Raw genomic sequence first — 16,831 nt, forward strand, 5'->3', positions numbered from 1 at the left:
GTAAAGGAAACTAAAAAAGTAGTTATCCCGCGTATTAGATTTGTCGATTTCGTTAACACTTCCTAGGGGCTTTCGAGAGGCCTTTCCGGGTGAACTACTAACCAGCAAAGTCCGCCGATAAGAGCAAGCACTGCCGCTGAACCAAAAGAGCTGGTCCAGCCGAAGTGCTGTGCAATCCACGGTGTAAGAGACGCTGTTACGGCACCGCCGATCTGGCCCCCCATATTCACGATGCTCGAGAAGACCCCGGAGCTTCGGCCTGCAATATCGACTGAAACCGAGAAGAATGAACTCTGTGAGAGATAAAGCGTTCCAGCGCCACCCGCCAAAATAATTCCAGCGAGGCTTGGGCTATGGACCTGTGAGCCAACAACAAGAAAGGCGGCAGTTAAAAAAAGCGCTGCGGCTGCGAGGGCGCACCTTCCTGTGCGAAGTCCATATTTGCGGGTCAAGCGGTCGCTCAACGCTCCGCCAACGAGACAGAAAACAGTCATCGATAAAAATGGAAGCATTGCATAGCGTGCGCTCGCCTTCAGATTGAAGCCGCGTACCTGTGCCATGTAAAGAAAAAACCAGCTGAAGAAAATCCAGGCGATGTAGCCAAAGCTAAAATATCCAACCATGAGTGCAGCGAGATCGCGCCGATGAAAAATTGCCCTCCACGAAATACCGGAGTCACCTGACTTGTGAGTTGTAACCCCGGCAGATGTTGGATGGACCTGGTAAGCCTCAAGTCCTGATTGAATGATCTGCAATTCTGAAGGCGAGACAGCGGGATGTTCTTCCGGTGTATCTCTGGCTGTATACCACCAAAGAATTCCGGCAAACACTCCGATCAATGCACTGAACCAGAAAGCGGCGCGCCATCCATGGTTCCCAATGAGCCATGTCAGCAAAGGAGGAGTAAGGCCGCTGCCGGCGCCCACACCTGCAAAAATGAGACCGTTGACAAAGCCACGCTCCTGCTGCGGAATCCATCGCGCCACAAACTGATTGGCTGCCGGATATACAACGGATTCACCGGCGCCGAGTGCAAAGCGGATCGCGATGAGAACGAGAACCGCATGCGGCATGTTTGTTGGCAGCAGAGCCGTGAGCTCAGTCACTACCCCCCACCACAACACGCCAAACGCCAGAACGCGCCGTGGCCCGAACCGGGCGGCGAGCCATCCGGCCGGGATCTGAAATCCGGCGTAACCAACAAGAAAAGCGGAGAATATCCAGCCAAGATGCTGATTTCCCAGTCCATACTCTGAGCTGATCTGCAGCCCGGCGATAGATATATTGGTGCGGTCCAGGAAGGCAACACCGCTTAGAACAAAAAGAAGAAACGATAGGTAATACCGCACCCGCGTCCGACGCTCAGGAGACATCTATACTCCGCTGGAAGCACCGTCGCCAGTGCTCATTAAAATCATTATGGGATTGCATATATTCGGATCGATCGACTTTCGACAAGCGTGCTTTTATGCATCTTCAGCTTTGCACGAGCATCCTCGATCCTTTCATTGTGCATTGAGACCATCAATTAAACCATTACGGTAAGCCCGAATTGCAGGTACGCAGCCTAGAAGTGCCCCGGCCAGCAAGACTACACAAGCATAAAGCGACACGCGTGACGAGAAACCAACCATCATCAAAGGTATTCCAAAGTGCGCCTCTACCGGTGCGCGAACAATCCAGAGCAAGCCGTAGGCTGCAGCAAGGCCAAAGGCCACCCCCACAGCACTGATAAGTGTCGACTCCAGCACGAAAAGAGCAAAAATCTGCCGGGCGTGGAATCCGATGGCGCGTAGAACAGCAACTTCTCTTCTGCGCTCATTTAAAGCGGTATATAGCGCAATGAGCATGGCCAGAAGCCCTACGACGAGCACCGCGCCACTCACGAGAGAGAGAGCAACGTCGGCATAGCCGAGGAGGTTCCACAGCTCCTGCAGCGTGAGAGCTGGGATGATAGCGGTTAGAGGTTCGTCTTTATAGGTATTGATCTCGCGCTGCAGCAGCAGGGTATCGACTCGCGACCGCGTGCGAACAAGGAACGCACTGATCTCCTTGATATGCAGGTCTTCCTTGCGGATTTTCGCAGCAGGAAGCTCTTCTCCCAGGGCGGGCGGTGTGCCGTCGGCCCAGTCGATGTGGAGCGCTTCCTCACCGTAGAGCGTAATGTAAATGGCACTGTCGACAGGTGTTGCCGTGCGGCCCAGAACGCCGACCACAGTAAAAGGTTTGTCGGCATGTTTCAGGAGGCTCACTGTTTCCAATCCGTGACTCAAGACGATCTTCGAGCCGACGTGATAGCCGAGGCGCTGCGCAACTTCGCTGCCGATTGTGGCATCGAATATGCCCTCGGGTCGCGCGCCATCAGCAAACTGAATAGCGCGGTCGCGATGGAAACGGTAGTGCTCGTAGAAATTATCGTCAGTGGCAATTACACGATAGCCATGATGGCTGTCGCCCATGGAGAAGGGAATGGTCCACTGAACTGCCGGATGATCTCGAAAATGCTCATATGAGGCATAAGAAAGATCATTTGAGGGCGTGCCTATATGAAAGACAGCATACAAAAGAAGCGGTAGTGAACCTCCGCGCGCGCCAACAACGAGATCTGTCTGGCTGAGCGTGCCTGAGAAGCCCTCCTGAGCCCCTTGGCGAATACGATCGACACCTACCAGCAGCAGCACGCTTAGCGCAATGGAAAAGACCGTGAGGCTGGTTGTCACTTTCCGGCTTTTTAAAGAAGAGAAAGCAAGCCGCAGTAAAACTAGCATGAGACCACCTGATTGATCTCCGATACCGATATATGGCGTTCGAAGCGAGACATCAACGAGCTGTCGTGGCTGACAAAGATAAGTGTCGAACGAGCTTCGTTACAGACTTCTATAAGCAGGCGAAGAAAGCTCTCCTGCCGGTCCCGATCAAGTGATGATGTCGGCTCATCGGCGATGACGAGGCGAGGCGCACCGATCACAGCGCGGGCGATGGCAACGCGTTGTTGCTGGCCGGTGCTCAATTTTGTCACTGGCTTATTTAAAAAACCATCCAGATCGAGCCGGCTGGCGATACGCAAAATTTCTCCATCAAGCGTAGAGGCGGTGATGCGTTTCATTCGTTTTGCATGCACATGGCAGGAAAGCGCGATATTTTCGCGCACCGAAAGGTAGGGAATCAGGTTGAAGCTCTGAAAAATATAGCCCATCTCTGCGCCGCGGTGACGGTCTCTGGCGGAAGACGACAAACGAGTCAGATCCTTCCCAAGAACTCGCACCTCACCTTTATTCGCATGCAGAACACCCGCAACGAGTCCAAGCAGCGTTGTCTTGCCGCTACCGCTGGGTCCATAAAGAAAGACGCGCTCTCCTTCGTCGATCAGCAGCTCATCGATCTGGAGCAGTGGAGCATTGCGCTCGTAAGAAAAAATGACATTCTGCAGATAGACTGCTGGCAATTATTGCTCCACATAAGGTTTGACGGTTTCTCCGTCGAGGTTATAAGAGACATCGCCGTAAGGACTTTTTACATTCGATATCTTCAATGTCCCTGTCACAACAATGGGTTCCGTGAATGACATTTTGGCCTTGCCACCGTGCACGAGTTTGACATAGACCATCTGGTTTGGAGGAGGCGGTGGAACGTGAATGCATGCGCCGGCATAGGGGACAAGAAGAAACTCGGTGACCTCCTGCGCATCGTCTTCCAGCGGGACCATGAAGCCAGGTATTGAAACCAGCTTACCGTCAAGCTGTCTCACAGGTGAGGTTGCAGGAGTTGATGATGTCAGCAACTTCAACGTGCTCCAACCAACCGACTGCGGGGCAGGCGCTGCGGCATAAAGAGCCTGCGCAGCGAAAAAGATGCCCACCCACGCCAGAGTCCGAGTCGAATTTTTCGTTGGAAGAAATCGCATCATTAGCTTTCCCAATCGGAGAACCTTGTCTTATTTCGCTGGCGTCGATTCCGAAAACTTCTTATGCGCCGCGCCGCCAAAGGGCCGTTCGGTAAAGGTTGTCCATCGCTTGGCCAACTTAGGATCACTCGTTGGCTTTGCGTCCCACATGTCAGCGGAAATACCGTTGAGGTCATAGACGACTTTTCCGCCACGCACAGTCAATTGGCAGATAAGCTTCTGCGTTCCCATCAGCTTCGTGTTGTACATGTCGACGAAGCCATACTTTCCGTTTTCGACGCTGAGCACAGCGATATCCGCAGGTGCCCCGACGGAGAGATTGCCGAGCTGATCCTGCTTAACTTCGTGAGCAGGATTCCAGGTCATCTCTGTAACGACCTGGGGAATGGTCTGTCCCATGGCCAGAAACTTATCCGCTACATTGAGCATGTCCTTCATGCCAGCGTTCATGCTGCTGATATGGAGGTCGGTAGAGATGGAATCCGGCAAAAAGCCACCCTGCATCATAGGAATGGCCACCGTCCATGCAAACGAACCACCACCGTGTCCTACATCGAAGTAAATACCGCGCTGACGTCCTACCAGCATCGCTTTGCTGGCCTTGCCGGTTACCGGGTCCTGCTCGCCGCGCAGACCTGAATAGCAATGCGTGTAAATATCTCCGGGGCGAAGTTTAGTGGAAAGCAGATCATAGAGAGGCCGTTCGATGCGACGTGCGCCATAGTCGATCATGACTGGAATATGCGCGATGTTGCCTGCGATGACAGCCTGTTCGTAGGGCTTCCATTCAGGACCGGTGAAGTGCGCGCTCTTGATGCCGACAACGACTCCGGGATATTTCAGGGCCATCTTGGCGGTCGCTTCTCCATCCATGTCATCGAGATTGTCTTCATACTTCGCACCGCGCATGCCAGAGCCAACTATATTCAGGTCGGCGAGTACGCGAGTCTGTGATCGATCGATGATCCGTTGCTTAAAATCTTCAAAATTACGCCAGCCGGAGCCGCCCGCATCGACGACCGTAGTGACACCTACACGAAAGGTGAAGCCATCAGGATAGACGCTATTGTCGCCTGCATACGAGCCACGCTCACCTGTGCCGGCGTACACATGCTCGTGTATGTCGACGAGGCCTGGCGTGACATAGAACCCTTTCACGTCGATCGTCTTTACTGCCTTCGCCGGATCGATATGCGGCGAGACTTCCGCGATGAGCCCATCTTTGACAGCAACATCTTCAATTGTGTCTACGTGGTTCTTCGCATCAAGGACGTGACCGCCCTGCAGGATCATGTCGTATTCCTGAGCGCGAGCAGATCCGGCACACAGCGATAGAGCACCGACCAGCATGACTGCAAACAAATAATATTTTCTGAACAACATCTGCTCCCTCCAGGAAGCTCCACCCATAATCATACGAAGGGATGGAATTTGAAACTCAGAGGCCACGAAACTTGATGGTCATCGGTTCGTCGTCTCGCCAAAATATGTCAATCGACTACTTACCATACTCTGCTCCTGGTCCTTGCGAGCCAAAGAGAGGCCGCTGCGTGTGCAGCGGCGCTATGGAGGCAAACATCGAAAGAGAAGGCATCAGAAAACCAGCTTCCCGGCAAGTTGAATTGAGCGTGGACTATAGAAACTGCTCGTGCTTGTGACTGAACCAAAATTACTGGTAGAGACTGGATTGGTTGGATCAAATCCCTGCTCAATCTCCGAGTTAGGGTTGCCGGCACTGGGGTGGTTGAAGAGGTTTCCGGCTTCAGCGCGGAACTGGAACTTCAGATTCTCCCAGATATTGAAGTTCTTGAAGAGAGAGAAGTTGACGTTGCTGAATCCCGGTCCGTGGATGGAATTGCGTCTTGAGTCTCCATATGTTCCTGGAGCAGGAATCGCAAACGCTGTCGCATCGATGCACGATGTTCCGCCGTTATTGTAACCATTATTTCTGATGTAATCGTTAAGACTGCAATGTGCCATTGGGTTATGAAGCACATTGGGGCGTTGGACATTGCCTCTTGGCAAGCCAACGTTCGCGTTATCGAAACCCAGGTTGATGTTAAACGGCTCGCCGGACTGCAGTGTCACGATAGCATTTGTCTGCCATCCTCCCAGCGCTCCCCGCACAATCGCATTGGCGTGCGGAATATTAGGCAACTCATATGTGGCCGTGCCAACGAAGCGATTACGGATATCCCAATTCGAATCGCCGTAATCGAGCCCGATGTTGTACTGGTCCATGGTTGTGCTGGCTCCGTTTGAATTGTCGGTGATATCCAGATCATGACTCCAGGTATAGCTGAGCATGCCGGACAATCCGTGGCTCGCACGTTGGCGGAGAATCGCAGTGAAACCGTTGTAATGCGAGTATTCGTCGTTCTGGATGCGCCGGATGGTTCCAAAAAGCTGGTTCGGTCGGCGGCTGTTAATGTCTTTGTTGGTCGATGGCTGTGGCTGGTTGTCGTAGAAGTCGCGGTCCAGATGAATGGCGTGCGAGCCCAGATACTGGAGTTCCGCGCCTGCACCCTTCCACAACTCCTGGCCCCAGGAGAGATTCCATTGATACAGTGTCTGCGTGGGTAGATATGGACCCATGGTTACTGCGCTCACGTAGGTGCCGGGAATGCCTGCCTGCGGCGAACCCGATCCGGAGCCTGGAGCAGGATTTGATAGTGAGAGCAAGTTGGCTGCGGTGGTGAAGTAATTGACGGAAGCGGACAGCGGATAATTCTGCGTGGTGAGTGTGTAGGTGTTGAGTTGATTCGCGTTGTAGTAAATGCCGAAGCCTCCGCGCAGCGTTGTCATGTCCGTGGCGCGATAAGCAAAGCCGATACGCGGGGCCCAGTCATTATGATTTGGACCGTTGAATTTGAAGCCAGGTGTGGGAGTGAAGTCCGCGGCGACATTAGCGCTCGAGGATGGAATCAGCGCAGTCTCATCGGGATTCAGGATGCGCGCATAGCCGTTTAAGCTATAAGGCACGGTTGGCAGTTCGTAACGCACACCATAATTCAAAGTCAGCTTTTGGAATGGCTGCCAGTTGTCGAGGACAAAGAAGCCGTCGCGCCATTCGCCTATCGATCCCTTGACGGGCAGGACCGGGGTCATTGAATTTTGAGCCAGTCCCAATACGAAGTCGGCTGCTCCGAAACCTGTACTCGTATAACCCGCATCCGTAGGGGCAGCGCCGGAAAAATTAAACGAGCCGCGAGGTTCGTTCGTTGCCTGGCGGCCGATAGTAAGCTTGCGTAACTCGGCGCCAGCCATGATGGTATGTTTGCCGTGAGTCCAGCTCAACTGGTCGTAGCCGTCGATAGTGCGATCATCCTGATACCAGTTCGAGGCATCGTTTCCCGCCTCATGGTAGGTATCGAAATTGATGGAAGGAATACCAGGGTTGTTATAGATCGAATCCGCATTGAATCCAGGAATGCCAAGCTTTGTTCCGGCATCGGTCAGGCCGTTTTCAGCAAAATAGTTCAGGTTGTTTGAGGTGACGGTATTGAGGCCGATACGGAAATCGTTGATCAGATTTTGCGTAATGATGTGCGTATAGCCAATCGCGATGTTTCTGGTGTTGGTCGGTCCGTACGATGCATCGGTGGGGAAGGGATCGCCGCCGACGATACTCAGGTTCTGCCAGTGGTAGCGAACGAAGAGACGAACGTGATCACCGATATTTTCATCCACGCGATCGAGTGTCTGATGAATAAAAAGATTGCTCGGGTAATTCACATTCAAGTTGTTTGTGCTGCCTGAAAGGTTCGGCGGGGCAATATATTGTTCGATGTTTTTGGCAATCTGTGCGGCAGGCGTGTTTAGTTCGGAAGCTGGAATTTGATTGTTAGGGTAGGCAAGGCCCGTATACGGATCGAAAAGCTGCTGGCTGCCGTTCAGGAACGAAAAGTCTCCTCCTTCCATCGCTGACGTTAACGTGGAAACAGGCCCCTGATTCGACTGCTGTACCTGGTTGATCTTTTCATATGAAGCAAAGAAGAAAGTTTTGTTTCGTCCATTGTAGATCTTAGGTATGAAGACAGGCCCGCCAAGGTCGAAGCCATACTGGTTATAGTGCTGAATGGGTTTCGGCGTACCTGCTGGATTGAGAAAGGGAGCCGCATTCAGAGACGTGTTCTGGATATAGTCGTAAACCGCGCCATGCAGATCGTTGGTGCCCGATTTGCTTACCAGGTTGATGTGCAGCCCAAGATACGAGCCATACTGAGCGGAGTAGTTACCGCTCTGCATTTGTACTTCAGAAATCATGTCCGAACTGGGGCGCGCCGGCGCAAGACTGATCAGGTTATTCATGATGGAAACACCGTCGAGATTGAGGCTGTTTTGAATCTCGCGTTGTCCAGCTCCGATAAAGTCTTCGCCCGGAGGAACGCCCGAATAACTGCTCGTCGGTCCAATAATAACGTTCGATGCCGTCGCGGCCACTTCGAGCGCGTTGTGGCCAATGAGCGGAAGATCTTCAACCGCTTTAGTATTAAATGTTTCCCCCACTGTCGCATCATCAGTTGCAATTGGTGGTGAAGACGCGGAAACAGTCACCGATGTCGATGCTGACCCGACTGCGAGCTTAAAGTCTGTTCGCTGCGCCTGGTCAATAATCACGATGCGTCCGGTTTTTGTAAGCTTCGAAAAACCCGATTGCTCTACCGTTATGTCGTACGTCCCAGGAGCGATAAACGTGATGGAGTAAAAGCCGTCTGCATTTGTCGCGCCTGGGTAGACAACTTTCGTAGCCTCGTTCACAGCGGTTACGTTCGCACCGGAAACAGGAGCACCGAATGGATCCAGTACCGTTCCCACGAGAGCAGTGTTATTGGCAACCTGGGCGCTCAACATCGAGCCAACCAGGAAGATTCCTACTACCGCCACTGGCCGAATACAGAGTAAAAACAGGCGTTTCATGCTCGCTTTTTCCCTTCAAGTTTTGAATGAAACCAGTCGGGGCCCGGGAAACCGATGATCCGTTGCACTATCGCAGTCAGGCCGGTAGTGCACAGCAGATACTCAATGAGGCGACACGCAGCTGGCTTTTTATAACTTTGAACTTGAAGGGATTGGACAACGGCAAACGCCGCCTGTCATGAGGCAGGTATACGATTTTTGTACAGGACAAATGTCCTATAGCTTCCCATTTGAAAACAATTCAATATCGGCAGGCAGAACGAGCTTTCGCCTGCAGCTCGTGGCCTATGGCCGATTTTCAGTGCCGCTTCTTCTTTTCGAGCAATGCGTTGAATTCGGCGCGGGGCATCTTCAACTTTTCGGGATGAGCATCGATCCATTTCGCGAGAGCGTCATATTTTTGCGGCGTCCAGCCTCCTTCGAATTCGCCGCCGTTTTTGCCCTCACTGTTCAATTCGAAGTTGAAAGCATCTTCCAGGTTCGTAAATTCGGCTGAGCTGATCGCGTCCTCGGCAAGGATTGCAGGAATGAAGATCACCCCATCGGTTTTCGCCAGAACCAGGTCTCCAGGCAGCACAATCGCCCGCCCGATCCGGACCGGAGCGTTGATCGCTGTGAGTGTCATATCGGCCCACGCCGAAGGATCATAGCCTCGATAGAATCCGTTCAGGTTTGGAACCTCTCGATTCTCTGCCTGATCTCTGATCCCGGCGTCAAAAACGAATCCTGCATGGGTGTGAGCAGCAATGCCGCTTCCGAGATTTGAGCCGATCAGCGTGCCTTCCACAATCTTGCCAAACCCGTCAGCGACATATACATCGCCTTCCTGCAGCTCGTTGATGGGCCAGCTGTTGGTCCAGCTCACGCGTCCTTCGGCTTTGCCTTCGGCGGCGATGGCTTTAGTCATGTCTGGGCGCGATGGCATATATTGCGCGGTCAACGCACGCCCGGCAAACGGCTTCTCGATATGGAGAGCCTGCCAACCGCCTTCGAACTGGCAGCGATAACCTTTTCCCTGAAGATAGTCCCACACATCCTCGATTGAGATATCGAGCGCGCGCTTAAGCAGGTCATCGGGCAGCTTCGGGCGGCCATCCGGAAATCGATCGCCCTTCCAGTCAGACGTGTAGAACAGAATCTGTGCCTTCGTCATTTTCACCTGAGAAAAGGCAGGCTTTCCAGCCAGCACGCTACAGACAAGCAAAAAAATGGATAGAAATCTTTTCACAACTTTCCTCCTGGGCGACGAAGTTCCAAATCTCAAAAAATTGATTCGGAACTTCATCACCAACTCCATGTCATCAATATAAGAATGAGGACTAGTGTTTCACCGCAATAGCAGAGACTTCAATTTTTGCGCCACCGATTAGGCCTGCCACCTGCACCGTAGCGCGCGCGGGCTTTGGAACCGGCATGAGCTTTATGTAGACCTTGTTCATGGCTTCGACATCATTTAGATCGGTGACGTAAACCGTCACGGAAACGATGTCACTCATCTGAAATCCCGCTTCTTTCACTACTTTTTCGACGGCAGCAATAGCGTTCGTAGTTTGAAGCGTGATATCGGTGCCGGTAACCTTGCCATGCTCATCAGGCCCTTGCTGGCCAGCAACATAAAGTGTGTTGCCGGAAACGTACCCATCGCTGAAGGGCATATCTTTCGTAAAGCCTATAGCCTTGTGTTGGGCAAAGGCACTGCCCGAAGCGCATAGTGCTAATAATCCGGCTAGCCAGAGGCCGCGCTTTACCATCCGTGAGTCTCTCGTCTTCATCATCTGCTCTCCTGTCTTTGTGTGGACAAGCGATTCTCTCATCTCTTTTCTATTCCGTCCTTGGGCAATCGGCATCAACGTTCACACAGAACCTACTTCCGAGCTGCCAGGTATCTGAAAAAACTATGAATATGCTTACTGTCTTTACCGGGCATGGAAGAAGGGCACCCATTTGACCTATATCCTTCCGGGACTAAAGGCTGATGACACAGCGGATCGACGGCTTAAAGAATTGAAATGCAAGATGTGCGGGCTGCGCTGTGTTTTTAGAAGTTGTACGATCTTGATAAATAGCTTGTGGATCGAACCGATCAATGCCTGATCGTGAAACATAATAAGGGGAGCTGCACAATAATATGAAGTCTGGTTGGAATCGCCGTTCCTTTCTGTCTGCGCTTGGCGCTGCTACCGGCAGCCTGTTCTCGCCCGTGAAGCTGAGTGCGGAAGGACTTTTTTCCAAAAAGTCCAAGCCCGTCACGCCTGCCATTGACGGGAATCCCATCGTGCCCATCACGAGCGGACTCGGTTCGACAGGCGACATCTATGCCGAGCTTGGCGTCACACCTCTGGTCAATATTAACGGCACCATTACTGTCATGGGCGGATCGGTGATGAAGCCGGAGGTGATGGAGTTGATCCGCATGGGCAACCAGCATTTCGTCATGATCGACGAATTGGAGATCGCAGCGGGCAAGTTTATCGCGAAGCTTTGCAAGTCGCCGGCAGGCTACACGGGTCTTGTCACAGGAGGTGCGGCTGCCGCTCTGGTGGTTGGCTACTCTGCCATGATGACCGAAGACCTCGAACCGCGTCTTCGCGCGATTCCCGACGTGAGCGATTTTCCTCGGACCGAGGTCATCATCCAGAAAAGCCATCGCTACCCCTTCGATCACCAGATACGCCAGACCGGAGCGAAGCTGGTGGAAGTGGAGACGCGCGAACAGATGATCAACGCGATCAACCCAAAGACGGTGGCCATACACTTTACCAATATCCTTTCTGACAAAGGCCAGGTCAGCGGACCTGAGACCGTTGAAATTGCTCGTGCGCACAATCTCTACACCTTCAACGATGCATCTGCGGACGTGCCACCGGTAGAACGTCTCTGGACATACCCGGGAATTGGCTTCGATCTCACTACCTTCAGCGGTGGCAAAGATATATGCGGACCGCAAGCCTCCGGCATCCTCATCGGCAAAGAGGAACTCATACGCTGGTCACTTTTAAATATGAGTCCGCAGGAAGACCGCATCGGTCGTTGCTGCAAGGTCGGTAAGGAGACGATCTTCGGACTGCTGAAGGCGCTCGAGATCTTCGTCAATCAAAACTATGATGAGACGGTCAAGATGTACGACGAGCGTGCAAAAGTTATTACCGATGCGGTCGCGAAGTTCGGCGTTACGGCGCGTCCAAGAAAGTTCGAACCGAACGCTCTCGGTAACGTGACGCCTTATTACAGCTGGCAGATCGAACCGGCCAAAATGAATATTACCGGCGAAGAGGTTATACAGAAGCTAGCCGAAACCCGGCCAGTGGGAATCGGCAGCACGGGCGCCGGAGTCGGCGGCATGCGCGGACGCGATCCGAACGCGCCAGCAATTGGCAGCAGCAACCACGGCGGTCATCATCCACACGACGGCGACCCGAACAGCTTCGGTTTCGCCGTCTGGCAGCTCAAGGATGGCGAGGACAGGTTGATCGCCGATCGACTGGTTGAAATATTCAGTTCCGCTCCGAAAGCATAGGATTTTTGGATGAATCACTTATGCGCTCTACTGCGGAGCCTTCGCCTATGAAGCGTCGGAAGTCTTTGATAGGCTTCGGATGAAATTCCCCATTTTCGACGAAGGGCAAAGACTACAATTCAGAGCTGACTCATTCAATACCTTCAATCACACACAATGGTCGAGTATGAATACGAATGATGGCCGCGAGGTGAATCCAGCCAGCCAGTTTGGATACGTTACCGGTGCTCGGCCAGGCCGTCACATGCAGTTGGCGTTGAAGTTCTTCTTCTGAAGTCTGTGCGATGAAGGCAGCGATCAAAATACGGGGAGAATCATTTGTATCAGCCAGAGACATACACCGTAGCTCTCTCATTCATGGTTGTCAGCATGTGGTGTTGGGGATCCTGGGCCAACACGGTCAAGTTGTGTCCCGGCTATCGGTTTCAGCTCTTCTACTGGGACTATATTGCCGGCCTCGTTCTCGGTTCGCTGCTCTGGGGCTTGACGCTGGGCAGCGTCGGGGTGACCGGGCGTTCATTTTTGTCGGATCTGAGACACAGCGGTGCTCATCACATATGGCTTGCAGTCGTAGGTGGAATCGTTTTCAACATTGCAAATCTGCTGCTAGTGGCGGCCATTGATATCGCCGGGCTGGCAGTAGCATTTCCAATTGGCATAGGTCTTGCTCTCATTGTGGGTGCGGTGAGTAGTTATCTCATTTCGCCTGCAGGCAATCCCGTCATGTTGTTTTGTGGAATTGCTCTTGTCGTCGTGGCAATCGTGCTGGATGCGGCAGCTTATCGCATGCGGGAATCGACGCGGCAGAAGATGAGCACACGCGGCGTCACGTTAAGCCTTTTAGCGGGTTTGCTGATGGGTTGTTTCTATCCATTCGTTTCCAAAGCGATGAGTGGGCAGGATGCTCCGGGGCCTTATGCCACTTCGTTCTGGTTTGCCTTGGGCGTAGCTGGCTGTTCCCTGATTGCGAACACTCTGCTGATGAGGCATCCGCTCGACGGCAATACACCTGTAGCCATGTCGGCTTATGCATTGGCGCCTGCTCGATGGCATGTGTGGGGCATATTAGGCGGCGGGATCTGGTGCACTGGCGCGGTTCTGAATTTTGTCGCATCGCGCGCACATATTGTCGGTCCCGCAGTGTCATACTCCATCGGACAGGGAGCGACGATGATCTCAGCTTGTTGGGGCGTCTTTATCTGGAAAGAATTCGCCTCCGCTCCAGCTCGCGCCAAGTCTTTGCTCACATGGATGTTTGTATTTTTTATCCTTGGCTTGGTAGCAATTGCTTTAGCGCCTTTGTTCTGACTATTGAATTATCGAGATAAGGATTGCATATGCCGTCCAGTCAAAAGCCGGTTGTAGTTGTAGGCAGTATCAATATCGATCTCGTCGCGAACGCGGAGAAAATTCCGATGGCAGGGGAGACTGTCCGCGGTAGTGATTTTCAAGTTCATCCCGGCGGAAAGGGAGCGAACCAGGCTGTGGCGGTGGCTCACCTCGGATATCCCGTGCAGCTCGTGGGCAAAGTGGGTACGGACGCGTTCGGCGAACAGCTGCTTTCTTACCTTCTGGAAGCAGGCGTAGATGTGACTGCCGTAGAAAAATATGAAGGTTCTTCGGGCGTAGCAATGATTGCGGTATTTCCGCGCGGAGAGAACAGTATCGTTGTCACGCCGGGAGCCAACGCATTCGTTACTCCGGATTATCTGGACGCTCATCGGGAGACGATTCGCGGAGCGGGAATTGTGCTGGCGCAGTTGGAGATACCGATCGAGACGGTGCAGTACCTTGCCGGCTTATGCGAGCAGGAAGGCATTCCGTTGATGCTCGATCCTGCGCCAGCGCACGCATTGCCGGATGATTTATTTCGCCATCTGCGTTGGTTTACGCCGAATGAAACGGAAGCAGCATTTTTCGCTGCGCAATTCTCCAAAGGTGCGGACGAACTGGAGCCTGCGCGTGTCGCGGAGATTTTCATCGGCACAGGCGTGGATAGCGTGATGCTGAAGATGGGCGCTCGCGGTGTATATCTTGCGTCCTCCGGTGGTTCGTCACAAATCATCCCCGCATTTACCGTAAAGGCCGTGGACACCACAGCCGCGGGCGACGCATTTAACGGGGCGTTTGCCACTGCTCTCATGTTGGGTATGGAGAACATGAAGGCTGCGCGCTTTGCCGTGGCCGCAGCAGCCGTTTCCGTCACGCGAGCCGGTGCGCAGCCTTCCATGCCGTCTCGCGCCGAAGTGGACGAACTATTGGGCGCGCAGCAGTGAGGTCGTCTGAACTGGAATTCGTTCAGAAAGGAAACACATCGCGTACATGCGGTTAACGATTCTTGGGACGTCTATGGCTCTCGCGCTTCTTACCATTCCTGCTCTGGCACAGGATACGCACCATGCTCCCGTTGGCCAGCAGTTTCCTTCACCGGATTGTTTTACACAGAGAGGAGCATGGCAGGGAGGATCGCAGGCGTGTACGTCACAGGATTTTGACGACTGGTTGAAAGACATTACTCACTGGAGAACAGAACGCAAGATTCGCATTGGCTACAATAACGATCGCTACCACCAGCCTGCTTTCAAGTGGGCGCAATCGGCTTTCATGCAGCCGCAGATGATGGTGCAGGATCGCTACTTCTATGATCCTGTAGCCGGGAGATATACGGTTGACCGTTATCTTGATGACCTGGAGAAGCGTTATGGAGGGATCGATGCAGTGCTCATCTGGCCAACGTATCCGAATATGGGTATCGACAATCGTAATCAGCACGACATGATTCGCTCCATGCCTGGTGGAGTGGCAGGCGTGCGTCAGATGATTGCTGACTTCCATCGGCGCGGTGTACACGTGCTGTTTCCTATGATGATGTGGGATCAGGGAACACGCGACCCTGGAGCGTCGTGGCCACAGGCGATTGCGGAAACCATGAAAGAGATTGGCGCGGACGGCATCAACGGCGACACGCAGGATGGAGTACCGCTGGCCTTCTCGCTGGCTGCGGACAAACTTGGGCATCCGCTCGTCTTTGAGCCAGAGGGCAGCCCGAGCGATGAAGCGCTCGCGTGGAATGTTCTTACATGGGGGCAGTACAAGTTTGACTTTGTACCCACGGTAGATCGTTTCCGCTGGCTTGAGCCGCTGCACGAGGTCAACATCTCCCATCGTTGGAACCGCGATAAAACAGACGATCTTCAATATGCATTCTTCAACGGCGAAGGCTGGGAGAGCTGGGAGAACATCTGGGGTATCTGGAATGGAATCACGCCTCGGGATGGCGAAGCGACCCGGCGCGTAGCCACTATCGAGCGTGCCGTGCCCCCCTTCTTCGCCAGCGAGGGATGGCAGCCGTTTATCCGACGCACCGCTACGGAGTCTTTGCCAGTAGATGGCCTCTCGGCGAGCAAACAGTATGGACGATCGTGAATCGCAATGAGTATGACGTCTCCGGAAGGCAGATCTCCATTCCTTATAAGTCTGGAATGCGCTACTTCGATCTCTATCATGGCGTAGAACTAACGCCGGAACACGATGGCGACCAGGCGGTATTGTCGTTTGCTATGGAAGATCATGGCTACGGTGCGGTGCTGGCAACCGCGGGTGAGCCGGATACAAAAATCACGCAATTGATGGCCAGCATGAAACAGATGACGGCCACGCAGCTTTCCAGCTATTCGCATGAATGGAAGCCTCTGCCGCAACAATTGGTAGAGATTGCGAAAACAGAACCTGCGAGTTCTGCGCCTGAGGGCATGGTGAGAGTTCCTGCTGCCGACTATCTATTCAAGGTAGAAGGAATAGAGATTGAAGGCTTCAACGACGCGGGCGTGGACGTGCAATATCCCTGGGAGGATATCCCGCATCGTTACCACGAACAAAAGATGCACGTCGCATCTTTCTATATCGACAAATATCCCGTCACCAATGCGGAATTTAAGAAATTTCTCGATGCCACTCACTACCGTCCTAAGGACGATCTGGATTTTCTGAAGGACTGGAAAGGCGGCAAGTATCCGGAGGGATGGGACAACAAGCCTGTAACCTGGGTATCGCAGGAAGACGCGCGGGCCTACGCGAAGTGGGCAGGCAAGCGCCTTCCGCACGAATGGGAGTGGCAATATGCGGCACAGGGTACCGATGGTCGCCTATATCCCTGGGGCAGCGAGTGGGATAAAAGCAAGGTGCCGGTTCCGGATCGCAGCCGAACAATGCGAGGCCCCGATAACGTGGATGCTCATCCGGCTGGCGCCAGTCCATTTGAAGTGATGGATATGGTCGGCAACGTGTCGCAGTGGACGGATGAGTACGTTGACGATCATACGCGCGGCGGAATCCTGCGTGGTGGCAGCTACTACCAGCCTCAGAGCTCTGTCTGGTACTTCCCGCAGGCTTACCGGAACGATCAGCATGGCAAGCTTTTACTGATGGCACCCGACTACGACAGGTCTGGAGCGCTTGGCTTCCGTTGCGTGAAGGATTCCGAATGATGC

At 53.3% G+C, this 16,831-nt stretch carries 14 protein-coding genes; 5 read left to right on the forward strand and 9 right to left on the reverse strand.

Annotation, left to right across the window (positions count from 1 at the left end; all coding sequences use genetic code 11):
- Positions 1–62: 62 nt before the first annotated feature.
- The 8 genes from GSQ86_RS14645 to GSQ86_RS14680 form a co-directional block, all read right to left on the reverse strand.
- A complete protein-coding gene (locus GSQ86_RS14645) occupies positions 63–1,373 on the reverse strand; it encodes an MFS transporter (protein WP_158750691.1) in 1,311 nt (436 codons plus the stop codon).
- A gap of 132 nt (positions 1,374–1,505) precedes the next feature.
- Positions 1,506–2,720, reverse strand: coding sequence for an ABC transporter permease (locus GSQ86_RS14650; RefSeq protein WP_254062398.1), 1,215 nt, complete (start codon positions 2,718–2,720; stop codon positions 1,506–1,508).
- Positions 2,721–2,761: 41 nt separating this feature from the next.
- Positions 2,762–3,445, reverse strand: coding sequence for an ABC transporter ATP-binding protein (locus GSQ86_RS14655; RefSeq protein ID WP_158750693.1), 684 nt, complete (start codon positions 3,443–3,445; stop codon positions 2,762–2,764).
- Entirely contained in the window at positions 3,446–3,907 is a 462-nt protein-coding gene (locus GSQ86_RS14660; protein WP_158750694.1) for a DUF3299 domain-containing protein, read from the reverse strand. It abuts the gene before it with no gap.
- Positions 3,908–3,934: 27 nt separating this feature from the next.
- Positions 3,935–5,287, reverse strand: a complete 1,353-nt coding sequence (locus GSQ86_RS14665; protein WP_174239977.1) for an amidohydrolase/deacetylase family metallohydrolase — start codon at positions 5,285–5,287, stop codon at positions 3,935–3,937.
- 210 nt (positions 5,288–5,497) lie between these two features.
- Positions 5,498–8,824 (reverse strand): TonB-dependent receptor, encoded by a 3,327-nt coding sequence (locus GSQ86_RS14670; RefSeq protein WP_158750695.1) that lies wholly within the window; start codon positions 8,822–8,824, stop codon positions 5,498–5,500.
- 298 nt (positions 8,825–9,122) lie between these two features.
- Positions 9,123–9,977, reverse strand: a complete 855-nt coding sequence (locus GSQ86_RS14675; protein WP_254062399.1) for an RraA family protein — start codon at positions 9,975–9,977, stop codon at positions 9,123–9,125.
- A 166-nt stretch (positions 9,978–10,143) separates the two neighbouring features.
- Positions 10,144–10,599, reverse strand: a complete 456-nt coding sequence (locus GSQ86_RS14680) for a RidA family protein (protein ID WP_254062400.1) — start codon at positions 10,597–10,599, stop codon at positions 10,144–10,146.
- A 353-nt stretch (positions 10,600–10,952) separates the two neighbouring features.
- Here GSQ86_RS14680 and GSQ86_RS14685 point away from each other — a divergent pair, with 353 nt between their 5' ends.
- Positions 10,953–12,341 carry an aminotransferase class V-fold PLP-dependent enzyme gene (locus tag GSQ86_RS14685; protein WP_158750697.1) on the forward strand — a complete coding sequence of 463 codons (1,389 nt, stop codon included), beginning with the start codon at positions 10,953–10,955 and terminating at the stop codon, positions 12,339–12,341.
- A 130-nt stretch (positions 12,342–12,471) separates the two neighbouring features.
- On the opposite strand, the gene GSQ86_RS14690 is transcribed toward GSQ86_RS14685, so the two are convergent.
- Complete coding sequence (locus GSQ86_RS14690) at positions 12,472–12,678, reverse strand: hypothetical protein (RefSeq protein WP_158750698.1); 207 nt, start codon at positions 12,676–12,678, stop codon at positions 12,472–12,474.
- Here GSQ86_RS14690 and GSQ86_RS14695 point away from each other — a divergent pair.
- Genes GSQ86_RS14695 through GSQ86_RS23560 form a run of 4 tightly spaced genes read left to right on the forward strand, consistent with a single transcriptional unit; the run spans position 12,660 to position 16,828 of the window.
- Entirely contained in the window at positions 12,660–13,649 is a 990-nt protein-coding gene (locus tag GSQ86_RS14695; protein ID WP_158750699.1) for a GRP family sugar transporter, read from the forward strand. The genes GSQ86_RS14690 and GSQ86_RS14695 overlap by 19 nt on opposite strands.
- Before the next feature lie 29 nt (positions 13,650–13,678).
- Entirely contained in the window at positions 13,679–14,617 is a 939-nt protein-coding gene (rbsK, locus tag GSQ86_RS14700) for a ribokinase (RefSeq protein ID WP_158750700.1), read from the forward strand.
- Positions 14,618–14,663: 46 nt separating this feature from the next.
- Positions 14,664–15,767: a hypothetical protein gene (locus GSQ86_RS23555; protein ID WP_254062401.1), complete on the forward strand. Its 1,104-nt coding sequence runs from the start codon at positions 14,664–14,666 to the stop codon at positions 15,765–15,767.
- A complete protein-coding gene (locus GSQ86_RS23560; RefSeq protein WP_254062402.1) occupies positions 15,683–16,828 on the forward strand; it encodes an SUMF1/EgtB/PvdO family nonheme iron enzyme in 1,146 nt (381 codons plus the stop codon). Before GSQ86_RS23555 ends, GSQ86_RS23560 begins: the two co-directional genes overlap by 85 nt.
- Positions 16,829–16,831: the final 3 nt, after the last annotated feature.

This window comes from Acidobacterium sp. S8 (assembly GCF_009765985.1).
In the GTDB taxonomy this organism is placed as follows: Bacteria; Acidobacteriota; Terriglobia; order Terriglobales; family Acidobacteriaceae; genus Alloacidobacterium.

Coding starts and splice junctions, on each gene's coding strand:
- GSQ86_RS14680 (WP_254062400.1), bottom strand. CDS start 10,599: ATGATGAAGACGAGAGACTCACGGATGGTAAAGCGCGGCCTCTGGCTA.
- GSQ86_RS14665 (WP_174239977.1), bottom strand. CDS start 5,287: ATGTTGTTCAGAAAATATTATTTGTTTGCAGTCATGCTGGTCGGTGCT.
- GSQ86_RS23560 (WP_254062402.1), top strand. CDS start 15,683: ATGGCAGCCGTTTATCCGACGCACCGCTACGGAGTCTTTGCCAGTAGA.
- GSQ86_RS23555 (WP_254062401.1), top strand. CDS start 14,664: ATGCGGTTAACGATTCTTGGGACGTCTATGGCTCTCGCGCTTCTTACC.
- GSQ86_RS14675 (WP_254062399.1), bottom strand. CDS start 9,977: ATGACGAAGGCACAGATTCTGTTCTACACGTCTGACTGGAAGGGCGAT.
- GSQ86_RS14685 (WP_158750697.1), top strand. CDS start 10,953: ATGAAGTCTGGTTGGAATCGCCGTTCCTTTCTGTCTGCGCTTGGCGCT.
- GSQ86_RS14690 (WP_158750698.1), bottom strand. CDS start 12,678: ATGTCTCTGGCTGATACAAATGATTCTCCCCGTATTTTGATCGCTGCC.
- rbsK (WP_158750700.1), top strand. CDS start 13,679: ATGCCGTCCAGTCAAAAGCCGGTTGTAGTTGTAGGCAGTATCAATATC.
- GSQ86_RS14645 (WP_158750691.1), bottom strand. CDS start 1,373: ATGTCTCCTGAGCGTCGGACGCGGGTGCGGTATTACCTATCGTTTCTT.
- GSQ86_RS14670 (WP_158750695.1), bottom strand. CDS start 8,824: ATGAAACGCCTGTTTTTACTCTGTATTCGGCCAGTGGCGGTAGTAGGA.
- GSQ86_RS14660 (WP_158750694.1), bottom strand. CDS start 3,907: ATGATGCGATTTCTTCCAACGAAAAATTCGACTCGGACTCTGGCGTGG.